General features: G+C 64.0%; 23 protein-coding genes. 12 read left to right on the top strand and 11 right to left on the bottom strand.

All coding sequences use genetic code 11. The annotated features are described in order from the left end of the window. Positions 1-7 precede the first annotated feature (7 nt). Complete coding sequence (locus tag AC5ZFO_RS28795) at positions 8-280, bottom strand: helix-turn-helix domain-containing protein (RefSeq protein WP_282521462.1); 273 nt, start codon at positions 278-280, stop codon at positions 8-10. Positions 281-436: 156 nt separating this feature from the next. On the opposite strand from AC5ZFO_RS28795, the gene AC5ZFO_RS28790 reads away from it, so the two are divergent. After that, positions 437-889, top strand: coding sequence for a hypothetical protein (locus tag AC5ZFO_RS28790; RefSeq protein ID WP_282521463.1), 453 nt, complete (start codon positions 437-439; stop codon positions 887-889). Between the two features lie 152 nt (positions 890-1,041). Continuing rightward, complete coding sequence (locus AC5ZFO_RS28785; RefSeq protein ID WP_282521464.1) at positions 1,042-1,266, top strand: hypothetical protein; 225 nt, start codon at positions 1,042-1,044, stop codon at positions 1,264-1,266. A gap of 67 nt (positions 1,267-1,333) precedes the next feature. Here the strand turns inward: AC5ZFO_RS28785 and AC5ZFO_RS28780 are convergent, their stop codons facing one another. The 5 genes from AC5ZFO_RS28780 to AC5ZFO_RS28760 all read right to left on the bottom strand — a co-directional run bounded on the left by AC5ZFO_RS28780 (position 1,334) and on the right by AC5ZFO_RS28760 (position 6,380). Further along, positions 1,334-2,152, bottom strand: a complete 819-nt coding sequence (locus AC5ZFO_RS28780; protein WP_282521465.1) for an aldo/keto reductase — start codon at positions 2,150-2,152, stop codon at positions 1,334-1,336. Between the two features lie 205 nt (positions 2,153-2,357). Further along, positions 2,358-3,932 (bottom strand): alkaline phosphatase D family protein, encoded by a 1,575-nt coding sequence (locus AC5ZFO_RS28775; RefSeq protein ID WP_282521466.1) that lies wholly within the window; start codon positions 3,930-3,932, stop codon positions 2,358-2,360. Between the two features lie 118 nt (positions 3,933-4,050). After that, the gene (locus AC5ZFO_RS28770) at positions 4,051-4,470 is read right to left on the bottom strand and encodes a hypothetical protein (protein WP_282521467.1); all 420 of its coding nucleotides are present in this window, start codon (positions 4,468-4,470) and stop codon (positions 4,051-4,053) included. A gap of 108 nt (positions 4,471-4,578) precedes the next feature. Next, entirely contained in the window at positions 4,579-5,580 is a 1,002-nt protein-coding gene (locus AC5ZFO_RS28765) for an NAD(P)H-dependent flavin oxidoreductase (protein WP_282521468.1), read from the bottom strand. A gap of 62 nt (positions 5,581-5,642) precedes the next feature. Beyond that, on the bottom strand, positions 5,643-6,380 hold the full coding sequence (locus AC5ZFO_RS28760) for an SDR family oxidoreductase (RefSeq protein WP_282521469.1): 738 nt from the start codon (positions 6,378-6,380) through the stop codon (positions 5,643-5,645). A 165-nt stretch (positions 6,381-6,545) separates the two neighbouring features. Between AC5ZFO_RS28760 and AC5ZFO_RS28755 the strand changes: the two genes are divergently transcribed. Next, the gene (locus AC5ZFO_RS28755; RefSeq protein ID WP_166350493.1) at positions 6,546-7,010 is read left to right on the top strand and encodes a winged helix-turn-helix transcriptional regulator; all 465 of its coding nucleotides are present in this window, start codon (positions 6,546-6,548) and stop codon (positions 7,008-7,010) included. Between the two features lie 193 nt (positions 7,011-7,203). Here the strand turns inward: AC5ZFO_RS28755 and AC5ZFO_RS28750 are convergent, their stop codons facing one another. Then, positions 7,204-7,578 (bottom strand): PRC-barrel domain-containing protein, encoded by a 375-nt coding sequence (locus AC5ZFO_RS28750; protein WP_282521471.1) that lies wholly within the window; start codon positions 7,576-7,578, stop codon positions 7,204-7,206. 152 nt (positions 7,579-7,730) lie between these two features. Between AC5ZFO_RS28750 and AC5ZFO_RS28745 the strand changes: the two genes are divergently transcribed. The 6 genes from AC5ZFO_RS28745 (at position 7,731) to AC5ZFO_RS28720 (ending at position 11,200) form a co-directional block, all read left to right on the top strand. Next, on the top strand, positions 7,731-7,958 hold the full coding sequence (locus AC5ZFO_RS28745) for a hypothetical protein (RefSeq protein WP_282521472.1): 228 nt from the start codon (positions 7,731-7,733) through the stop codon (positions 7,956-7,958). An 81-nt stretch (positions 7,959-8,039) separates the two neighbouring features. Continuing rightward, complete coding sequence (locus AC5ZFO_RS28740) at positions 8,040-8,591, top strand: DUF4142 domain-containing protein (protein WP_282521473.1); 552 nt, start codon at positions 8,040-8,042, stop codon at positions 8,589-8,591. A 206-nt stretch (positions 8,592-8,797) separates the two neighbouring features. Next, the gene (locus AC5ZFO_RS28735; protein WP_282521474.1) at positions 8,798-9,688 is read left to right on the top strand and encodes an SDR family oxidoreductase; all 891 of its coding nucleotides are present in this window, start codon (positions 8,798-8,800) and stop codon (positions 9,686-9,688) included. Positions 9,689-9,790: 102 nt separating this feature from the next. Then, the gene (locus tag AC5ZFO_RS28730; protein ID WP_282521475.1) at positions 9,791-10,378 is read left to right on the top strand and encodes a phosphatase PAP2 family protein; all 588 of its coding nucleotides are present in this window, start codon (positions 9,791-9,793) and stop codon (positions 10,376-10,378) included. Beyond that, a complete protein-coding gene (locus tag AC5ZFO_RS28725) occupies positions 10,371-10,718 on the top strand; it encodes a DUF3147 family protein (RefSeq protein WP_496122889.1) in 348 nt (115 codons plus the stop codon). The genes AC5ZFO_RS28730 and AC5ZFO_RS28725 overlap by 8 nt, the downstream gene beginning before the upstream one ends. Beyond that, a complete protein-coding gene (locus tag AC5ZFO_RS28720) occupies positions 10,718-11,200 on the top strand; it encodes a hypothetical protein (RefSeq protein WP_282521476.1) in 483 nt (160 codons plus the stop codon). The genes AC5ZFO_RS28725 and AC5ZFO_RS28720 overlap by 1 nt, the downstream gene beginning before the upstream one ends. Before the next feature lie 148 nt (positions 11,201-11,348). On the opposite strand, the gene AC5ZFO_RS28715 is transcribed toward AC5ZFO_RS28720, so the two are convergent. Further along, positions 11,349-11,507 carry a hypothetical protein gene (locus AC5ZFO_RS28715; protein WP_282521477.1) on the bottom strand — a complete coding sequence of 53 codons (159 nt, stop codon included), beginning with the start codon at positions 11,505-11,507 and terminating at the stop codon, positions 11,349-11,351. A gap of 174 nt (positions 11,508-11,681) precedes the next feature. Here AC5ZFO_RS28715 and AC5ZFO_RS28710 point away from each other — a divergent pair, with 174 nt between their 5' ends. Further along, positions 11,682-11,915 carry a hypothetical protein gene (locus tag AC5ZFO_RS28710; protein WP_282521478.1) on the top strand — a complete coding sequence of 78 codons (234 nt, stop codon included), beginning with the start codon at positions 11,682-11,684 and terminating at the stop codon, positions 11,913-11,915. A gap of 141 nt (positions 11,916-12,056) precedes the next feature. Here the strand turns inward: AC5ZFO_RS28710 and AC5ZFO_RS28705 are convergent, their stop codons facing one another. The 3 genes from AC5ZFO_RS28705 to AC5ZFO_RS28695 form a co-directional block, all read right to left on the bottom strand. Next, a complete protein-coding gene (locus tag AC5ZFO_RS28705; protein WP_282521479.1) occupies positions 12,057-12,263 on the bottom strand; it encodes a hypothetical protein in 207 nt (68 codons plus the stop codon). Positions 12,264-12,344: 81 nt separating this feature from the next. Then, positions 12,345-12,476, bottom strand: coding sequence for a hypothetical protein (locus AC5ZFO_RS28700; RefSeq protein ID WP_256376429.1), 132 nt, complete (start codon positions 12,474-12,476; stop codon positions 12,345-12,347). A 114-nt stretch (positions 12,477-12,590) separates the two neighbouring features. Continuing rightward, positions 12,591-12,785 (bottom strand): hypothetical protein, encoded by a 195-nt coding sequence (locus tag AC5ZFO_RS28695; protein WP_282521480.1) that lies wholly within the window; start codon positions 12,783-12,785, stop codon positions 12,591-12,593. Positions 12,786-12,879: 94 nt separating this feature from the next. Between AC5ZFO_RS28695 and AC5ZFO_RS28690 the strand changes: the two genes are divergently transcribed. Both AC5ZFO_RS28690 and AC5ZFO_RS28685 read left to right on the top strand, forming a co-directional pair. Further along, positions 12,880-13,392, top strand: coding sequence for a DUF4142 domain-containing protein (locus AC5ZFO_RS28690; protein WP_282521481.1), 513 nt, complete (start codon positions 12,880-12,882; stop codon positions 13,390-13,392). 478 nt (positions 13,393-13,870) lie between these two features. Then, positions 13,871-20,164 carry a HAMP domain-containing protein gene (locus tag AC5ZFO_RS28685; protein ID WP_282521483.1) on the top strand — a complete coding sequence of 2,098 codons (6,294 nt, stop codon included), beginning with the start codon at positions 13,871-13,873 and terminating at the stop codon, positions 20,162-20,164. Positions 20,165-20,169: the final 5 nt, after the last annotated feature.

Genomic DNA, 20,169 nt, shown 5'->3' with positions numbered 1-20,169 from the left:
GCTCGCTCTAGGCCACCCGAGGCTGGCTGCCGTGGATGGCGGAGGCCAGCCGCAGCAACAGTACGATCGAGACGTTGCCCTTGCCGGCCTCGATCTGGGCGATGTAGCGCTCCGAAATCCCGGAGCGGCGGGCAAGCTCCCGGCGCGACAGCTCGCACCGCGCGCGCGAGGACCTTAAGCGCTCGCCCAGCTCGGCCAGGAACGCGGTCTCGGAATAAGGCGGCACGGCACAGCTCCCCGGCAGTACCTCGCCCGCGAAATCCATGACTTGATTCAGCATCGCTCTCACCAACTTCGCCTTCGGGAGCGCCATCCTAGCCTTGATACGACCGGCCTCATTGATGCGGATCAAATTCGCGCGCGAATGGCAGCTCGCGTGGACGATCGCGCGCGGGATGCTACACTTGCACTTGTTCGAGGCGGGGTTTTTCAGGACATGACGCGTTGTCTAGGCTGCTGGATCGCGGCGGTGGTGCTGTGGATTGCGTTCGCGCCCGCGGCCGGCGCCGAGACGCTTGCGGCAACGGTCGAGCAATGGGGCCTGCTCGGCTCATGGGCGGTCGATTGCGCGGCCCGGCCCGACCGCAACAAGGGCTCGCTGTTGACTTACGAGATCAGGAAGGACGGCCGGGTGATGTACCGTCGCGATTTCGGCGAGGCCAAGGACGAGAACGAAGTGGTGTCCGCCACGGTCGACGCCGAGGGCCTGCTCAATGTGATGGTTTACTTCCCCTCGCTGCACCAGACGCGTGAGTTCGGGCTGCTGCTGGCGAAGGATGGCAGCCTGAGCGCGATCTACAATCGCAGCGAGCGCGGTGTGTACACGATCAGGGACGGCAAATACGTCGCGACAGGCGCGCCGACACCAGCGCAGCAACGCTGCGATTGACCATCGCGGCTGAGCATGATCTCTCGCAAGACCGCTTCACATTTTTCCGGATTATCTCTGTCTGAACATCCATTCAGAATTCTCTTCCAGTTTCTCCGGAACGTTCGCACAGATGCGCCGTTCTCATGTGCATTGCATTGGAGGAGGACATCATGAAGAAGCTTGGTTATGTGGTTGCGGCTCTCGGCGCGCTCGTCATCGCGGCACCGACGCTGGCAAGTGCCGAAACGGTGGTGATCAAGCGCGGTGGCCATCACGGCCCGTACGTTGCCCGCGCCGAATACGGCATGCATCGTGACCACGGCTGGCATCGCGGCTGGCATCATCGTGACCGGGTGGTGGTGGTCAATCGCGGTCACCGGCACCACTGGGATTGATGCGTAATGCATCATGGAAATGGCCCCTCCCGGGGCCATTTCTTTGCGTCCGAAAAGCGTGCTGGCGCTAATCCCACGCCGGCGCAAAGCCTGGATTGACGCAACGCCTGTCCTTGGGCAACGCCGCGATCTTGTTGCGGTCGAAATCGTCGAGCGTGATCTTCAACGCATCGAGGTTGGCCTGCTGGCTTTCGCGGCGCGAGGCCTTCGGGATCGCAGCGACACCGTTCTGGTCGAGCAGCCATTTCAGCGCGACCTGCGCGGCGGTCGCGTTGTGCCTGGCACCGATCTCGGCCAGCACCGGATCCGACGCGATGCGTCCCTGCGCGAGCGGGCAATAGGCGACCAGCGGGATCGACCTGGCGTTGAGATAGGCCAGCACCTTCGATTGATCGAGCATGGCGTGATATTCAATCTGGTTGCAGGCGATCGGGGCCTTGATGTCCTCGACCGCAATCTTGAGCAGCGCCGTGGTGAAATTGGCCACGCCGATCGCCCGCGTACGCCCCTCCTCCTTCAGCTCCATCAGGGTCTCGAACACCGCGCCCCAGTTCGCGGATTTCGATGGCCAGTGCACGAGGTAGAGATCGACATGGTCGAGCCGGAGCTTGGTCAGGCTGGTGTCGAAGGCGCGGCGGATCGCATCGGGGTTGAGATTCTCGTGCCAAACCTTGGTCGTGACATGCAGCTCGCCGCGCGGCAGTCGGGCCGCGGCGAGCGCCGCACCGATCGGCTCTTCATTGGCGTACATCTCGGCGGTGTCGATGTGGCGATAGCCGATCGACAGCGCGCTCTCGACCGCCGCGCGGCAGGCATCGCCCTGCATGCGGAAGGTGCCTAGGCCGAGCTTGGGCATGCTGATGCCCTGTGTCTTCAGATGATCCATGGGTCAACTCCTGACGTATTTCAGCCGCCGAACACGCGGTGGGGCCGCGAGGGTAAACTCTTCGGTGATGGAAAAGAGGTGGCGGGAGCAATCAGTATAGCGCGGGAGGCGTGCGGCGGCCAATCAAGATCGGGTTAGCTTTGGATACGCAAACCCTTCCCCACCGTCATGCCCGGGCTCGTCCCGGCCATGACGACGGAGAGAGTCACGAATGCTGCGCCACCACGGCCGGGCGCGCCTGCGGCTGCGGCACGATGTCGACCGACCAGAGGTCGCGGTTGTCGACGTCTTTCAAGGTCACGGTCATCACGCCGCTCGCACCGTCGATGTCGACCCTGCCGAAGAACTGCAGGCCGAAGCACGGCGCGAGGTTCTCCCCCTGCGCCTCGCTGCAGCCGTTCTGGTACATCGCGACCGGGCCAAACGTGTTGTCGAGCTCGCCCGGACCCCAGGTGCCGGCATGGAGCGGGCCGGAGACGAACTCCCAGAACGGCTCAAAATCCTGGAATTGCGCCCTGTTCGGATCGTAATAATGCGCGGCGGTGTAGTGCATGTCGGCGGTGAGCCAGACGATGTTGCGGATGCCCGCGCGCTTGATCGAGGCCAGCAGATCTGCGATTTCGTGCTCACGCCGATCGGGCGCTCCATTGCCGAGCGCGACGGCATCGAGGCTGACGAGGCCAATCGGCAGGTCGGCCGCGATCACCTTCCAGGTGGCACGCGAAGCGGCGAGCTCCCGCTTCAGCCAGGCGAGCTGCTCGGCACCGAGAATCCAGCCGCGATGGTCCTCGCCCTTGTTCCAGCTGTCATCGCGGTAGCTGCGCATGTCGATCATGAAGACGTCGAGCAGCGGACCGTAAGCGATCTTGCGATAGACCCGGCCCTGTCGTGCGCCGATGTCGCGGATCGGCATGAAATCGAAGAAGGCGCGACGGGCGCGCGAGACCAGGCGCGGTGTGCCGTCGTCTTCATAGCCGGCGTCGTCGTAGCTGCCGGTCGGCGACCAGTCGTTGGTGACCTCGTGGTCGTCCCACTGTGCGAACATCGGGACGTTCGCATGGAACGCGCGAAAATGCTCGTCGAGATGGTTGTATTTGTAGTTGCCGCGGAATTGCGCCAGCGTGTGCGCGGCCTCGGCTTTCTCCTCGGTCACCAGATTGCGCCAGGTCTCGCCGTTCGGCAGCTTCTGCTCGGAGGGAATCGTGCAGTCGGCGTAGATGTGATCGCCGGAGTGGATGAAGAAGTCCGGGCGATTGTCCAGCATGGTGCGATAGCTGCGATAGCCGCCGCGCGAGATGTCGATGCCCCAGCCCTGCCCCGCGACGTCGCCCGACCACACGAACGAGATAGATTGCCCTGCGGCCGGCGCGGTGCGGAAATGGCCGACGCGGCTTTCGCCGGCAATGCCGGTGGCGATGTCGTCGAAACGCACGCGATAGAAGATGTCCTGCCCGGACGGCAGATCGTTCAGCAGCAGTTTTGCGGTGAGGTCGGCATCGGGCAGCGCGTCGCGCGAAGCTGACGCCATGATCGTCTTGAAACTCTCGACGGTCGCGCATTCCACCTGCATTCGCGCGGGCCGGTCGGCGCGCGCCCAGATCACGGCGGAGCCATCCGAGACATCGCCGGACTGAATGCCGCCCATGATTTGCGGGCGATCGGCGGCGCGGCTGATCGATGGCTTTGCGAGTGTGCCGAGCGCGGCAACGGCGAGACTTGAAGTCGAGCGGACCAGGAACTGCCGCCGGGTCCATGCGCGCGAGGCGCGGAGCGTTGCCATTCAGGAAACCTTCGTCGAATCGCGACGGAAGGTGCCTGCGCTCCTTGACCCCTATCCTGACGGTTTCTTGACTCCGCGCCTACGGTTTTGCGACGCGGGGATGACGGGACAGACCCGGCTAGCGCTTCCAGTTGCAAATGCCGCCGGTGCGGCACGGCCAGGTCTGGATGCGGGTGTCCATCGCCTGCGCGTCCAGCGGATTGCCGCGACGATGTGCGAGCTTGGTACGCGCTGCGCCGCGTGGCTGGGCGCTCCTGGCATGAACAGGCTTCGGCTCGGCCACGTGCACGCGCTCGGCGGCAACTTTCTTCGGCACGTCCATCGGCTCGGCGCGCGCCTGCGCCTCGTTGCCACCCTTCGCCTCCAACGCGACCGGGGCGAACTGCGTCTCGGGCCCGAGCCGCTTCGGCGACAGCACCGCCTTGGAGAGATCGAGACCAAGATATTCGTCGGGCTTGTAGTCGTCAGCGCGCGCAATGCCGCCCCATGCGAGCACGAGGGCAATGGCAACTGCAAAAGGAACGCTCTTCAGGACCACGGACGCCTCTTGAGATTGCTTATTTCAAGGGTGATTTACCCCTATTTAGGAGGCGTCACGCGCAATTCCAGCGGCCAAGTGCCGCCGTGGTTAAGAAGTTTGGCGCTGTCAGGCGACCTTTCGCGCTGCACCCGTCCCGTCCAGGAACCCCATCAGGCGGCTGCGGATGATCTGTTCCGCCTCATCCATGATGCGATCGACGAGTTCCTTGCAGGAGGGGATGTCGTGGATCAGTCCTGCGACCATGCCGCAGCTCCAGGCGCCGGCGTCCATCTGGCCGTCCAGCATGATCTTGGGATAGACGCCCGCGACCTGGTCGTGGATATCGTCGATGCTCAACTTGGCGCCCTTCTCGCGCTCGATCTCGAGCAGACGATCGACGTTGGCGTTCTTCAGCACGCGCTCGGTGTTGCGGAGAGCGCGCATGATCAGGCGGGTGTCGAGCTCGGTGGCCGCAACAAGCGCGTTCTTCACGTTCTGATGCACCGGTGCTTCCTTGGTGGCGATGAAGCGCGTGCCCATGTTCATTCCGGCGGCGCCCAGCGACAGCGCCGCGACGAGGCTGCGCCCGTCGGCCATGCCGCCGGAGGCCACGAACGGGATCTTCAATTCCTCCGCCGCGCGCGGCAGCAGGATCATGTTGGGAATGTCGTCTTCGCCGGGATGGCCGCCGCACTCAAAGCCGTCGACGCTGACGGCGTCGCAGCCGATGCGCTCGGCCTTCAGCGAGTGGCGGACCGATGTGCATTTGTGGATCACCTTGATGCCAGCGGCCTTCAGCGCAGGCATGTACTGCTCCGGGCTGCGCCCCGCCGTCTCGACCGCCTTGATGCCGCCTTCGACGATGGCCGCGATGTATTCCGGATAAGGCGGCGCCGAGAAGGTCGGCAGGAAGGTGAGGTTCACGCCCAACGGCTTGTCCGTCATGTCGCGGCAGCGCGCGATTTCCTTCGCGAGCAATTCCGGCGTCTTCTGCGTGAGGCCCGTGATGATGCCAAGCCCTCCGGCATTGGAGACGGCAGCGGCGAGTTCGGCAAAGCCGACGAAATGCATGCCGCCCTGGATGATCGGGTGCTCGATGCCGAACAGTTCGGTGATCGCAGTCTTCACGTAGGGGCCTCCCGGATTTCAGTTTGTATTGGGATCAGTCTAGTCGGACTTTTGCTCCGCGGTCACCATTTCTCTCCGAAGGGGCGGATCTCCATCTCGAAGGTCCAGGCGCTCTTCGGCTGCTGATAGAGCTGCCAATAGGCATCCGCGACAGACGACGGCGGCATCAGAAGGTCGGGATTATCAAGCGCATTCGCCCCGAGCGCTTCGAGCCGGCGCTGCCGCACCCACTCGGTGTCGACGCCGGAATCGATGATGAGATGGGCGACGTGGATGTTCTTCGGCCCGAGCTCGCGCGCCATCGCCTGCGCCACCGCGCGCAAACCAAACTTGGCGCTGGCAAAGGCGGCAAAGCCACTGCCGCCGCGCAAGCTCGCCGTCGCGCCGGTGAAGAAGATGTTGCCGCCACCGCGCGGCAGCATCAGCCGCGCCGCTTCCCGGCCCGCGAGGAAGCCGGAATAGCAGGCCATCTCCCACACTTTCCGGAATACGCGCTCGGTGGTGTCGAGGATCGGGAAATTGACGTTGGCACCGACGTTGAAGATGCAGACTTCGAGCGGCGCATGCTGGTCGGCGTCATTGAGGAAGGAGATGACCTCCTCCTCTTTGCGTGCATCGAGCGAGCGCGCGTGAATCTCGCCGCCGGCGGCCTCGATGTCCTCCACCAGCGGCGCCAGCTTGTCACCGTTGCGGCGGCCGGCGAAGACCGTGAAACCTTCCGCGGCAAATTTCTTGGCGATCTCGGAGCCGATGAAATCGCCGGCCCCGATCACGGCGGCTGTCGCATTTCGCTTGGGCAAGGTCGCCTCCTTCGGTGAGAACGGTATGTGACCGCGTCAGAGGCTATAGTTCTAAAATAGAACTGTCAAACCACGGGGGTGAATGATAGCCTTCAATAGAAATAGCGCTGATCATTCAAGTCAGTTCCTTTTTCTGACTTACTACCCTTTGCCGGAGATCGCACCATGAAGTGGGACACGCTGGATGAAGAGCCCTGCTCGCTCTCCCGCACCGTCGCCGTGGTCGGCGACCGCTGGACGCTGCTGATCCTGCGCGAATGTTTTTTACGCGTGCGCCGGTTCGAGGGATTTCAGTCCTCGCTCCAGATCACGCGGCACCTGCTCTCGGAGCGACTGAAGAAGCTGGTACGGTTCGGCATCCTGCGCCGCGTCCCCTATTCCGAGGCGCCCAAGCGCTACGAATACATCCTGACGCAGAAGGGCCTCGACCTCTACCCGATCATCATGGCGATGGTGCATTGGGGCGACACCCACATGGGCGACGAGCGCGGCCGCCCGCTGCTGCACCAGCACAAGACTTGCGGCAAGGAGTTCGACCCCGTGATGGTCTGCTCGGAATGCGGTGAGCCGCTGCACGCGAAACAGGTGCATGTGCATGCGGGACCGGGGCGGAAGGAGGCGGTGGGATAGAGTGGCGCCAGGCGCATCCTTCAACCGCCTCTGCTCAGTGCGTCTTGGTCTCTTGTCTCGCCCGACTTCTGCTCCTTCTCCGGATTGCCCTTCCAGGACTTGTCGGTCTGGGCGTGGGATCCCCAGTCATTCTGACGCCGGGGATCGTCGGTGGGCCGTTCCTTGCTCATCGGATCTCGCTTTCCATGGGAGCTTACGCGAAGGGAACACCGTAATACGAGTTGATGCCGCGGACTGCCGCGTCGTCACCCCAGTTCCAATCGCTGCGTTCGCCATATTTCGGCGCGCCTTCGAGCGTCTTGGCGGTAATCCCGGTGACATAGCCGCCGAGCTCCGTATCGTATTTCAGCGACTGCCAGGGCAGTAGATAGTGATCGTTGCCGAGGCCCAGGAAGCCGCCGAAGCCGAGCACGGCGTAGGACACCTTGCCGCTGACCTTGTCGATCATCACGCGTTCGATCGAACCGATCTTGTTGCGGTCGGCGCCATAGACCGATGTTCCCTCGACCTTGTCACTGCCGATCAATCGGCCCATCTCGCCGCGATCCAGTTCGCCTTGATTCAACATCCCGCTTCTCCACTCAGCCAATGTATGGATCAACTTGCGTGAAGGGATGATCGTTCCTGCGTGCAGGTGTGGCATCTCGCGGCCAAGCAGGAACATCACGGAAAACGCGCCGTTCTCGTATTCACATCAGGACACCTGGCGTGAGGTGAAGCATGAGCGATTTTCGCGATATCCAGCACGGCATCAACGATCCCGTCGACGGTGTCGACGTCAAGCGACAGTTCAACACCAACCAGACCCCGCATGAGCGGGCGCAGCGACACGCCGATGTGCGCGCTGTTCCGTCGGCCTCGCCGGCAGAACCGTTCCTGCCTGAGAGGTTGCGGCGCAAGCCGACCGATCCGATCAATCCGCGCACCGGTCGCAATCCGACGGATTAGGAACCTCGGTCCCGGCGCGGTGTTGGTCGGCGCAAAGACCCGCGCGGCCAGCGGCCGCGTCGCCAATCCGGAGGACCGACCATGAGACGTGCCGTCATCGCCTTTGCTTGCGTGCTTTTCACAGGCCCCGCGCTCGCCCAGTCGCTCGGCGAGAAAACCGGCATCAACTCGGCGCTCGGCGTCGCGCCCGCGACCGCCGATTTCGTCAAGGAGGTCGCCATCAGCGACATGTTCGAAATCGAATCCAGCAAGCTCGCCGAGCAGAAGGGCACTGCGCAGGAGAAATCCTTCGCCCAGCAAATGGTGACCGACCACACCAAGACCAGCAGCCAGCTCAAGGGCCTGGTCGGCGACGGCAAGGTGCAGGCGACCCTGCCGACGGCGCTCGACAGTGCGCACCAGAGCAAGCTCGACAAGCTCAAGGGCGTTACGGGCAAGGATTTCACCTCGGACTACAACTCCTATCAGGTCAGCGCGCATGAGGACGCGGTCTCGCTATTCGAGCGCTACGCCAAGGGTGGCGACAACTCGGCGCTGAAGGACTGGGCCGGCAAGACGCTGCCGGCACTCAAGCATCATCTCGATATGGCCAAGGAGCTCGGCAAGGCGCCTAGCGTCGGGCAGTCCAGGTAATCATCGCGTAAGGATGCCGGCCTCACCGGCGTCCTCATGTTAGCAACCTCTCCACTCGTCCCGCTCGTCGAGATCGCAAGGTTGCGGAGACCACCATGGCGCATCAAGGCAAGACTTCAGTATCCCGCCGGCACGTCGTTCACGCGGCGAGCGCGACGCTCGCTGCGGCTTCGCTGGCGTCTTCGTCAGCGAAAGGAAACACAGAGATGGCCGAGCACGACCTGATTGATCCCGTCACCCGCTTTCCGAAGCCGCCGTTCAAGAAGCAGTCGCAGCCCTGGCCGGGCCTTGCCGGCAAGATGGAACCTCGGCCGGACCACGGCGAGACCAGCTACAGGGGCTCCGGCCGGCTCGCCGGCCGGAAGGCGCTGATCACCGGTGGCGATTCCGGCATGGGCCGCGCGGCTGCGATCGCCTATGCGCGCGAGGGCGCCGACGTCGCCATCAACTATCTGCCGGCGGAAGAGCCCGACGCACAGGAGGTGATCGCTCTGATCAGGAAGGAAGGGCGCACCGGGCTTGCGATCCCCGGGGATCTCAAGGATGAAGCGTTCTGCAAGAAGCTGGTCGAGCAGTCCGTGCAAGGCCTCGGCGGGCTCGACATCCTCGTCAACAACGCGGCACGGCAGCAGACGCGCGCCTCGATCCTCGACGTCTCGTCGGAAGATTTCGACGCGACCATGAAGACCAACATCTACGCGCCGTTCTGGATCATCAAGGCAGCGATGCCGCATCTCAAGCCGGGCTCCTGCATCATCGGCACGACGTCGGAGCAGGCTTACGATCCCTCGCCGGACCTCTACGATTATGCACAGACCAAGGCCGCGACGATGAACTACGTGAAGTCGCTGGCGAAGCAGCTCGCGCCGAAGGGCATTCGCGTCAACGGCGTCGCTCCGGGACCGATCTGGACGCCACTCCAGGTCTCCGGCGGCGCCACGATGGAGAAGCTCGAGAAGTTCGGCGACATGACGCCGCTCGGTCGCCCCGGCCAGCCGGCCGAGCTCGCTTCGATCTATGTGCAGCTTGCCGCGACCGATGCGAGCTACGCGACGGGCCAGGTGTATGGCTCGGCGGGCGGATCGGGACAGCCGTAACGCCATCCACATGAGCGGAGCAGCGCAGACTGCCACTCAGGAACCTTCGCGGTCATCCAAGCTTTACAGGAATGTCATGAAGGATATCACGCTCGAAAACCGATGGCATTAGTTGACGTCAAACCTACCAAGATCGACATCGCGATCGCGGATGAGATCGCTGATCACACCAATTCAGGCCTCGAGCACACCGCGCAGACATTGACCTGGGCCGCCGACGAGCACGTGTTGCTCGCGCTGGCTGCCGCGGGTTGGCTCTACGCTCATCTTCGGCAGCCGCAACAGCGGCCCATTGCAAACCACGTTCTAGCTGTTTCACTGGCGACGGCCGTTCTGCCCCACGTCCTGAAATCCATGTTCGATCAGATCAGACCAGACCGGCTGACCATACGAGGGCACCGACATGGAGTTCCGATCTCGGGACAGGCGCGCGACGCCTTCCCTTCCGGTCACGCGGTTCATATGGGCGCGCTTGCCTCCGCGGCCGGCTTGCTGCCGAAAACCCCGCGTCGGTTGCTACGCGCGGTTGCGGTCGGGCTTTCGCTGACTCGGATTGCGGTGCTCGCGCATTGGGCGAGCGACGTCGTCGCGGGCTTCGTCCTTGGTGCGGCCGTGGAGCGACTGATGCGGCCATGGACGCTGACCAAACCGCGGCGCGGAAACGACGATGGCGGGCGTCGCCATGACTGAATATGTCGTGCGCTTCATCGCCGGCGGCGTGATCGTATCCGCGTTCGCAATCCTCGGTGACGCGCTCAAGCCCAAGAGTTTTGGCGGCCTCCTCGGCGCCGCGCCGTCGGTCGCGCTCGCCACGCTCGGCATCGCGGTCGTTCAGCACGGCCCGCGCTACGCTGCGGCCGAAAGCCGGACCATGATTTACGGCGCGGTCGCCCTCGCATGCTACAGCCTCGTCGTCTGCCATCTCCTGATGAGATTTCGGCTCGCGGCGCTGCCCGCCACCATCGTCGCTTTTGCCGTATGGCTCGCAGTCGCCTTCGGCCTGCTCGCGGGTCTTGGAGGTGCCGCCTGATGCTGATCAAGCTGTCATCGTCGTCGCTTCATCAGACGCGCTGGTACGAATACGGCGTTCGCTTCCTGCTCGGTGGACTGGCGACGGTTTTCGCAGGCGTCGTGGGAGCGCGGTTCGGCGCTTCAGCCGGCGGGCTCTTCCTCGCGCTTCCCGCCGTCTTCTGCGCCAGCGCCACGCTGATCGAAAGCCATGAGCGCCGCGCCAAGGAGAAGGCCGGTTTCAGCGGACGGAGGCGCGGACAGCAGGCGGCCGCGCTGGACGCCGCGGGCGCTGGCCTTGGAAGTATCGGCCTCGCAGCGTTCGCGGCCGCGTTCTACGTCACGGTATCGGCAAGCATCATCGGCGCGTTCGCCATCGCCATTCTGGTCTGGGTCCTGGTTTCGGTGTCGGCGTGGTGGCTGAGGCGGACGCTTCGCATCACCTCTCGCCGCACGGAGCACGGACGCCAGGGGCAATCAGCGAGCGGCCGCGGCCTCCCGTAGCATCAGGAAATCATGCATCGCAGCAGCGGTCTGAAGCTGATCGATGCGCGCCACGACAGAATCGCGCTGCTGTCCATCCGGCAAGCCCGACAATTCCTGCTCGAGCCGCAGCTGCTCTGCCTTGAGACGTTGCTCAAATGTATGCGGCTCAGATCGTCTTCGCATCTTCCATCCTCGGTGGTTGCAGCCCCGAGCTGTTGGCCCAGCGCTCGACTTGCTCGATGACCTTCTGATGACTCGGACGCACCGGCTTGGGCGCCTCGGGCTCTTCGGAAAGCTTGCGGGGTAACCTGACTTCCTCCGTCATGGCCTCTTCTCCCTCTCCGAGAGAATGCGCCACCGTCAGAGTTGTTTCAATAATAACTTATTGATTTTAATGGGTATTTTTACTCATCTGGTGATTTTTCCGACTCTTGTGGAACTCGCGCCAGACTCGTTCGTTGAGCAAACTACTCAACTTACTCACTTTGCGTGATCGACCATGAATGACCTTCGCGCCGAGCGCCTCCAGATCATGCTCTCCCCGGAAGAGCTGGCCGCCATCGACGATTTCCGGTTCAAACATCGGATGCCGACGCGGGCGGCAGCGGTCCGCGAGCTCCTCAAGTTCGGATTGGCCGCCGTGGGCGTTGATGCAGTGGCCGGCGTGAAGTCGAGCAGCTTCGGGGTGTTCGGCCGCGGACCCGACGGACACACCGAAGGCGGCAACGACTGATCGAACGTCCCTCGCCAAGCAAAACGACCCCGGCACAGTGGTGCCAGGGCCGTCCTTGGAGATTGCTTCCGGCTCACCGGGGGTATGACAACCGGAAGCAGCCTGTCGACGCTTCGCGCGGGGATTCGTTCCTCGCGAGAACTAGCCGGTCGGCGCGTCGCCGGAATCGTCCGGCATCACGCCTGAGCCCGGCGTCTTGGTGTTATCGTTGAGCTTGGGATCGCGCGTCGCCTCACGCGACGGCGAGCCCTTCGGATCCGTCTTGTGCACGGTTTGCGCGCGTTGCTTGTCGCGCGGTTGATCTTCCGCCCGCTTGTCCTTGACGATGCCGTGGTCGGAATGCGCCATGATGTCCTCTCGCCTCTCCAGATGTCCTGAAGCGCTTACGCGCCGGCACAACGAATGTTCCAGCGCGCGAGGCCCGCAGCGCTAACTATGCGTGGCGTGGATTGCCGCCGATGCATTCTCCAGATGCACCTGCCGCACCGTCGTCACTGTCGCGAACGCGACCGAGACGCCAAAGGCGAGAATGAGCGAAAGAAGAGCCAGACGTGGAGCCATCGCAAAACCTCCTTCTGGAATAATCAACGCGATCGACTGTTCGTGGATGATCCTGGATTGTTTGCTTGCATTCCGTGAGCGGTCTCACATGCAGATTGACGAAGATGCGAGCGTTCACGCATCCTGCGTTCGGAGGACGCGGACCTTTACGGGCGGGATTTCACCATCCAGCCAGTCCTGCTCGGTCGCCAATGCCGTCCAGGCATCCGCCATACGCAAATAGCGCTTGTGGGCGGGCTGCCCTTCCGCGCGCTCGGCGAGCTGAAGGCAATTGTCGGCGTTATCCCTGAACATGTCAGACTGTTTCATACAGAAGATGTGGGGACGGAACTCTCGCTCTGCAATCGCCCTTACCGGATGGTAACGCCAGGGAACTTCGCACGCCATCGGTCATTGGAGATGCATGAGGATTCTCGTCGCGATCATCCTGGCTTTCGTCAGCACCTCGGCGTTCGCCGACAGTAGGGGCGAGCGAACGGCCGGCGACCGCGTGCCGACCGCAACCGATGTCATCAACGGCCTCTACACTTTCAGCCGTTTCCAGCAGGGCCTGCTGGAGAGCACCGACCTGAAAGGCAATGCGGAGGTGAAAAATCTCGCGGCCCTGCGCGCCGAGGAAGCAGGCAAGCGCGACAAGATCCTGAAGCAGATTCAGGACGCGATCGGTGCGGAGCCGCACGCCGGCAAGACGACGTCAGTGAGCGCAAGCCTCGCCGAGCCAGAAAGCGCGGATGGACCAACTTACGTCAGAAGCTTCTATGCCGCGCAAATTCCCGAATATGACTCCGCCATCAGTCTCCTCGAGCGCTATCTGAAAGCGCCCGACAATCCTGCGCTCGCGGCCTTCGCGCGCGAGCAATTGCCGATGCTGCGCACGCAGGTCAAAGATGCGGAGCGCACCATGGCGGACAAATAGCAGCCCTATTTGTCTTCCGGGTGTTGCTGCTGGTTGTCCGGCCGCACCGTACGGTTACTCTCAGGCATCTTGTCCCGGCCGGCATCGCCGTTGTCGTCCCTGCCGCCCGAGGTCGAGGTGCCGCTGCCGCTGGGGTTCGATCTGGTCGCGGTCCCCGTGGTCTGCGAATCAGCGTGTGGCGTGGCGGAGCTTGCGGCGGGGTCGCCGGTCACAGCCCCGCGCCAGCTGGGCGGGCCAGCTTGGCACCAGCTTGGGGCTGGGAGCTCTGGTGCAGGCCAGAATGCCAGCGGCCAGGGCGGCTTTTTCCTGAACGGGATGGAACCATCGTCACTCCTCATCGTTATTTTGACCGGGCTGAGCATGGCAGGTTCCAATTCCAAGCGCCGCAACGTTGGCGCTTGATTTCGAATTTGGCTGACGCTCTATTTTGACAACTGCGTCACGCCTTGGATTCGGCCGACGCCGCGGGGGAATCAGTATGAGCGACCTCGATCCCGGAACTGCATCACGCTCCGGTCGTCGCGTTCCAAAGCCAAAAAACAACGGTATGTCGGACCCGGATTCCCGGCCGGAATTGCTGCTTGTCTTGCAGGCCATGCGCAGCGGCGATTTTTCGGTGCGGATGAGCGGGGACTATCTCGGCATCGACGGCAAGATCGCCGACACTTTTAATGAAATCATCGCCGCCAACCAGCGCATGGCGCAGCAACTCGAGCTGGTCGGTCAGGTCGTGGGGCGCGAGGGCAAGACCCGCCAGCGCGTGAAGTTCGGCCTTGCCAGCGGCTCCTGGGCCGACATGGAAGGCTCCGTCAACACGCTGATCGACGATCTGCTGTGGCCGACGCGCGAAGTGACGCGCGCGGTCGCGGCGGTGGCGCAAGGCGACCTGCTCCAGACCGTCAAGCTGGACGTCGACGGCCGCCCGCTGCGCGGCGAATTCCTGCAGTCGGCGACCATCGTCAACACCATGATCAAGCAGCTCGGCGTGTTCACCTCCGAGGTGACGCGCGTGGCCCGCGAGGTCGGCACCGAAGGCAAGCTCGGCGGCCAGGCCCAGGTGCCTGAGGTGACCGGCGTCTGGAAGGATCTGACCGAGAGCGTCAACTCGATGGCGAACAACCTGACCAACCAGGTTCGCAACATCGCCGAGGTCACGATCGCGGTCGCCAACGGCGACTTGTCCAAGAAGATCACCGTCGACGTCCGCGGCGAGATCCTTCAGCTCAAGGAAGCCATCAACACGATGGTGGACCAGCTGCGCTCCTTCGCCTCCGAAGTGACGCGCGTGGCGCGCGAGGTCGGCACCGACGGCAAGCTCGGCGGCCAGGCCATCGTGCCCGGCGTCGCCGGCACCTGGAAGGATCTGACGGACTCCGTCAACGCGATGTGCGGCAACCTTACCGCACAGGTTCGTAACATCGCCAATGTGACCACCGCCGTGGCGCGCGGCGACTTGTCCCGCAAGATCACAGTGGACGTGCGCGGCGAAATTCTGGAATTGAAGGACACCATCAACACGATGGTGGACCAGCTCAACGCCTTCGCCTCCGAAGTGACCCGCGTGGCGCGCGAGGTCGGCACCGAGGGCAAGCTCGGCGGCCAGGCCCAGGTGCCAGGTGTGGCCGGCACCTGGAAGGACCTCACCGACAACGTCAACTTCATGGCGTCGAACCTGACCGCGCAGGTCCGCAACATCGCCGACGTCGCGACCGCCATCGCCGGCGGCGACTTGTCGAAGAAGATCACGGTGACCGTCTCGGGCGAGATCCTTCAGCTGAAGGAAACGCTCAACACCATGGTGGACCAGCTCAATGCGTTTGCCGGCGAAGTCACGCGCGTCGCGCGCGAGGTCGGCACCGAGGGGCGGCTCGGCGGTCAGGCCAACGTGCTCGGCGTCGCCGGCACCTGGAAGGACCTCACCGAGAGCGTCAACTCGATGGCGTCGAACCTGACCGCACAGGTCCGCAACATCGCCGAGGTGACGACGGCGGTCGCGGGCGGCGATCTGTCGAAGAAGATCACCGTGGACGTGCGCGGCGAAATCCTGGAGCTGAAAGACACTATCAACACGATGGTGGACCAGCTCAACGCCTTCGCCGGCGAAGTCACCCGCGTCGCGCGCGAGGTCGGCACCGAAGGCAAGCTCGGCGGGCAGGCCCAAGTGCGCGGCGTCGCCGGTACCTGGAAGGACTTGACGGACTCGGTCAACTCGATGGCCTCGAACCTGACCGGCCAGGTCCGTAACATCGCCGAGGTCGCCACCGCCGTTGCGAAGGGCGACTTGTCGAAGAAGATCACGGTGAACGTGTCGGGCGAAATCCTTCAGCTGAAGGAAACGCTCAACACCATGGTCGACCAGCTCAACGCCTTCGCCGGCGAAGTCACGCGCGTCGCCCGCGAGGTCGGCACCGAAGGCAAGCTCGGTGGTCAGGCGCAGGTGACGGGTGTCGCCGGCACCTGGAAAGATCTCACCGACAACGTCAACTCGATGGCGGGCAACCTCACCGCACAGGTCCGAAACATCGCCGAGGTCGCAACCGCCATCGCTGGCGGCGACCTCTCGCGCAAGATCACGGTGGACGTGCGCGGCGAGATCCTTCAGCTGAAAGACACGCTCAACACGATGGTCGACCAGCTCAACCGCTTCGCGGGCGAGGTGACGCGCGTCGCGCGCGAGGTCGGCACCGAAGGCCGCCTCGGCGGTCAGGCCAACGTGCCCGGCGTCGCCGGCACCTGGAAGGATCTCACCGACAGCGTGAACTCGATGGCGGGCAACCTCACCGCACAGGTCCGCAACATCGCCGAAGTGACCACCGCCGTGGCGCGTGGCGACTTGTCCCGCAAGATCACCGTGGACGTGAAGGGCGAAATTCTCGAGCTGAAGAACACCATCAACACCATGGTGGACCAGCTCAACGGCTTTGCCGGCGAAGTGACGCGCGTGGCGCGCGAGGTCGGCACCGAGGGCAAGCTCGGCGGCCAGGCCGAAGTGCCCGGCGTTGCCGGCACCTGGAAGGACCTCACCGACAACGTCAACTTCATGGCCTCGAACCTGACGGCCCAGGTCCGCAACATCGCCGAGGTCGCGACCGCGATCGCCGGCGGCGACCTGTCGAAGAAGATCACGGTGGACGTGCGCGGCGAGATCCTGCTGCTCAAGGACACCCTGAACACGATGGTGGAGCAGCTCCGCTCGTTCGCGGCCGAAGTGACGCGCGTGGCGCGCGAAGTCGGCACCGAAGGCCGGCTCGGCGGTCAGGCCGTCGTGCCCGGCGTCGGCGGCACCTGGAAGGATCTCACCGACAACGTCAACCTGCTGGCCGCGAACCTCACGACGCAGGTCCGCAACATCGCCGAGGTCACCACCGCCGTCGCGCGCGGCGACTTGTCCCGCAAGATCACCGTGGACGTGAAGGGCGAAATCCTCGAGCTGAAGAACACCATCAACACCATGGTGGACCAGCTCAACGCGTTTGCCGGCGAAGTCACCCGCGTCGCGCGCGAAGTCGGTACCGAAGGCGAGCTCGGCGGCCAGGCCCAGGTGCCCGGTGTGGCCGGCACCTGGAAGGACCTCACCGACACCGTCAACTTCATGGCGGCGAACCTGACCGAGCAGGTCCGCGGCATCGTCAAGGTGGTGACCGCGGTTGCGAACGGTGATTTGAAACAAAATCTCACCGTGAAATCGAAGGGCGAAGTGGCGGCGCTCGCCGACACCATCAACAACATGACCGAGACGCTCGCGACCTTCGCCGATCAGGTGTCGTCGGTGGCGCGCGAGGTCGGCGTCGAAGGACGGCTGGGCGGTCAGGCCGACGTGCCCGGCGCGGCCGGCACCTGGAAGGACCTCACCGGCAACGTCAACCTGCTCGCGGCCAACCTCACCTCGCAGGTGCGCGCGATCGCGGAAGTCGCGACCGCCGTGACCAAGGGCGACCTCACCCCGTCGATCCAAGTCGATGCCCGCGGCGAGCTCGCCGAGCTGAAAGACAACATCAACACGATGATCACGAACCTCCGTCTCACGACGGACGTGAACACCGAGCAGGACTGGCTGAAGACCAACCTCGCGAAATTCACCAACATGCTCCAGGGCCAGCGCGATCTCACCACCGTCGGCCGGCTGCTGCTGACCGAATTGTCCCCCCTGGTGAACGCCCATACCGGCGTGATCTACCAGGTCGAGAACGAGGATAGTCCGCGGCTCCTGCTGCTCGCCTCCTATGCCGGCGACGGCGTCTATCCCTATCAGCGCGTGCTCCCGCTCGGCGACGGCCTGATCGGCCAATGCGCCCTCGACAGACGGCCGCGCGTCATCGCCGACATTCCACCCGACGTGGTGCCGATCAACTCGGCGCTGTTCCGCGTCGCGCCAAAGAACCTCGTCGTGCTGCCGGTGCTGTTCGAAGGCCAGGTCAAGGCGGTGATCGAGCTCGCCTCGCTGACCTCGTTCACGACCTCGCAGATGACGTTCCTCGAGCAGCTTACCGACTCCATCGGCATCGTGCTCAACTCGATCGAGGCGACGATGCAGACCGAAGGCCTGCTCAAGCAGTCGCAGCAGCTCGCCGGCGAGCTCCAGACCCAGCAGCGCGAATTGCAGCAGACCAACGACCAGCTCGAGCAGAAGGCGCAGCAGCTCGCCGAGCGCAACGTCGAGGTCGAGCGCAAGAACCAGGAAATCGAGCAGGCCCGCCGCGCGCTGGAGGAAAAGGCGACCGAGCTCGCACTGACCTCGAAGTACAAGTCCGAATTCCTCGCCAATATGAGCCACGAGCTGCGCACGCCGCTGAACTCGATCCTGATCCTGGGACAGCAGCTCACAGACAATCCGGATGGCAACCTCTCGGCCAAGCAGGTCGAGTTCGCCCGCACCATCCATGGCGCCGGAACCGACCTGCTCAACCTCATCAGCGACATCCTGGATCTCTCCAAGATCGAATCCGGCACGGTGACGGTCGACGCCGAGGAGATTTTGACTGCGAACCTGCTCGAGACCGTCGGGCGGCCGTTCCGGCACGAGGCGGAAAACCGCAACCTGTCGTTCAAGATCGACGTCGACCCGAACCTTGCGCGCAGCATCGTCACCGACTCCAAGCGCCTGCAGCAGGTCCTCAAGAACCTGCTTTCCAACGCCTTCAAATTCACCGCCGAAGGCGAGGTGCGCCTGAAGGTCGTCGCCGCGGTCGGCGGCTGGGGCACGGATCATCCGGTGCTGAACTCCGCGCCGGCGGTGATCGCGTTCGAAGTGACGGACACCGGCATCGGCATTCCCCTGGAGAAGCAGAAGCTGATCTTCGAGGCGTTCCAGCAGGCCGACGCCGGCACCAGCCGCAAATATGGCGGCACCGGTCTCGGACTTGCGATCAGCCGCGAGCTCGCAAGCCTGCTCGGCGGCGAGATCCATCTGCGCAGCGCGCCCGGCAAGGGCTCGTCCTTCACGCTCTATCTGCCGCTGAAATATTCCGGCCCGACGCTCGCGCCGCGTGCGCCCGCGCCGCAGCAGTACAGTCAGCCACCGGCGTTGCAAGCGGCCGCGCCCGAACAGCAGCGCGTCATCGAGCAGATTGCCGACGACAGGCTCAATCTCGAACCCGGCGACACCATCCTGCTTATCGTCGAGGACGATCCGCATTATGCCCGCGTGCTGGTCGATCTCGCTCGCGACAAAGGCTTCAAGGTTCTGGTCGCCGCGCGCGGTGCGGAGGCGCTGGAGCTTGCCAAGCAGTATCAGCCGCGGGCCGTTTCGCTCGACGTGTTCCTGCCTGACATGCTGGGATGGACGGTGCTGAGCCAGCTCAAGCACAATCCGCTGACACGCCACATCCCCGTGCAGATCATCACGCTCGACGAGGACCGGCAGCATGCGCTGGCCCGCGGCGCCTTCTCCTTCGTCAACAAGCCGACCACGACCGAGGGCGTCTCAGCCGCGCTGACGCAGATCAAGGAATATGCGCGGCCGCGGCGCAAGCGGCTCCTGATCGTCGAGGACAACGAGGCCGAGCAGCTCTCGATCCGCGAGCTGCTGCATCACGACGACATCGAGATCGTGACGACGGACACCGGCGCCGGCGCGCTCTCGACGCTGCGCGAGGCACCCTGCGATTGCGTGGTGCTCGACCTGCGGCTGCCCGACATGAGCGGCTTCGAGGTGCTGGACCAGATCCGCAACGACGAGAGCCTGTCGAACGTTCCGGTGGTGGTCTTCACCGGCCGCGAGCTCTCGGCGGAGGAGGATGCGGAACTCCACACCATGGCGCGCAGCATCGTGGTCAAGGGCGTGGAATCGCCGGAACGCCTGCTCGACGAGACCGCCTTGTTCCTGCATCGCGTGATCACGGAACTGCCGGTCGAGAAGCAGCGCATGCTGGAGAAGCTGAACAGTTCCGACGAAGACCTGATCGGCAAGACCGCCCTGCTCGTCGACGACGACGCCCGCAACATCTTCGCGCTGTCGAGCGTTCTGGAACGGCGGGGCATGAAGGTGCTGACGGCCACGACCGGCCGCGAGGCGGTGACGCTGGTCGAATCCAATCCGGAGATCGCCATTGTGCTGATGGACATCATGATGCCGCAGATGGATGGCTATCAGACCATCGGCGTCATTCGCGAAAATCCGGCCTTCGCCCGCCTTCCGATCATCGCGCTGACCGCCAAGGCGATGAAGGGCGACCGTGAGAAATGCCTGGAAGCCGGTGCGTCCGACTACCTCGCCAAACCCGTCAACACCGATCAATTGCTGCTTGCGATCCGCATGTGGCTGCACCGGTGAGTTTG

It is taken from the genome of Bradyrhizobium sp. Unk1 (assembly GCF_059512345.1).
This window is presented reverse-complemented; position numbering and strand designations above follow the sequence as displayed.

Bases quoted from the DNA above. Each gene is read 5' to 3' on its own strand.
- AC5ZFO_RS28795 (WP_282521462.1), bottom strand. From the start codon at position 280: ATGCTGAATCAAGTCATGGATTTCGCGGGCGAGGTACTGCCGGGGAGC.
- AC5ZFO_RS28790 (WP_282521463.1), top strand. From the start codon at position 437: ATGACGCGTTGTCTAGGCTGCTGGATCGCGGCGGTGGTGCTGTGGATT.
- AC5ZFO_RS28785 (WP_282521464.1), top strand. From the start codon at position 1,042: ATGAAGAAGCTTGGTTATGTGGTTGCGGCTCTCGGCGCGCTCGTCATC.
- AC5ZFO_RS28780 (WP_282521465.1), bottom strand. From the start codon at position 2,152: ATGGATCATCTGAAGACACAGGGCATCAGCATGCCCAAGCTCGGCCTA.
- AC5ZFO_RS28775 (WP_282521466.1), bottom strand. From the start codon at position 3,932: ATGGCAACGCTCCGCGCCTCGCGCGCATGGACCCGGCGGCAGTTCCTG.
- AC5ZFO_RS28755 (WP_166350493.1), top strand. From the start codon at position 6,546: ATGAAGTGGGACACGCTGGATGAAGAGCCCTGCTCGCTCTCCCGCACC.
- AC5ZFO_RS28750 (WP_282521471.1), bottom strand. From the start codon at position 7,578: ATGTTGAATCAAGGCGAACTGGATCGCGGCGAGATGGGCCGATTGATC.
- AC5ZFO_RS28745 (WP_282521472.1), top strand. From the start codon at position 7,731: ATGAGCGATTTTCGCGATATCCAGCACGGCATCAACGATCCCGTCGAC.
- AC5ZFO_RS28740 (WP_282521473.1), top strand. From the start codon at position 8,040: ATGAGACGTGCCGTCATCGCCTTTGCTTGCGTGCTTTTCACAGGCCCC.
- AC5ZFO_RS28735 (WP_282521474.1), top strand. From the start codon at position 8,798: ATGGCCGAGCACGACCTGATTGATCCCGTCACCCGCTTTCCGAAGCCG.
- AC5ZFO_RS28730 (WP_282521475.1), top strand. From the start codon at position 9,791: ATGGCATTAGTTGACGTCAAACCTACCAAGATCGACATCGCGATCGCG.
- AC5ZFO_RS28725 (WP_496122889.1), top strand. From the start codon at position 10,371: ATGACTGAATATGTCGTGCGCTTCATCGCCGGCGGCGTGATCGTATCC.
- AC5ZFO_RS28720 (WP_282521476.1), top strand. From the start codon at position 10,718: ATGCTGATCAAGCTGTCATCGTCGTCGCTTCATCAGACGCGCTGGTAC.
- AC5ZFO_RS28715 (WP_282521477.1), bottom strand. From the start codon at position 11,507: ATGACGGAGGAAGTCAGGTTACCCCGCAAGCTTTCCGAAGAGCCCGAG.
- AC5ZFO_RS28710 (WP_282521478.1), top strand. From the start codon at position 11,682: ATGAATGACCTTCGCGCCGAGCGCCTCCAGATCATGCTCTCCCCGGAA.
- AC5ZFO_RS28705 (WP_282521479.1), bottom strand. From the start codon at position 12,263: ATGGCGCATTCCGACCACGGCATCGTCAAGGACAAGCGGGCGGAAGAT.
- AC5ZFO_RS28700 (WP_256376429.1), bottom strand. From the start codon at position 12,476: ATGGCTCCACGTCTGGCTCTTCTTTCGCTCATTCTCGCCTTTGGCGTC.
- AC5ZFO_RS28695 (WP_282521480.1), bottom strand. From the start codon at position 12,785: ATGAAACAGTCTGACATGTTCAGGGATAACGCCGACAATTGCCTTCAG.
- AC5ZFO_RS28690 (WP_282521481.1), top strand. From the start codon at position 12,880: ATGAGGATTCTCGTCGCGATCATCCTGGCTTTCGTCAGCACCTCGGCG.
- AC5ZFO_RS28685 (WP_282521483.1), top strand. From the start codon at position 13,871: ATGAGCGACCTCGATCCCGGAACTGCATCACGCTCCGGTCGTCGCGTT.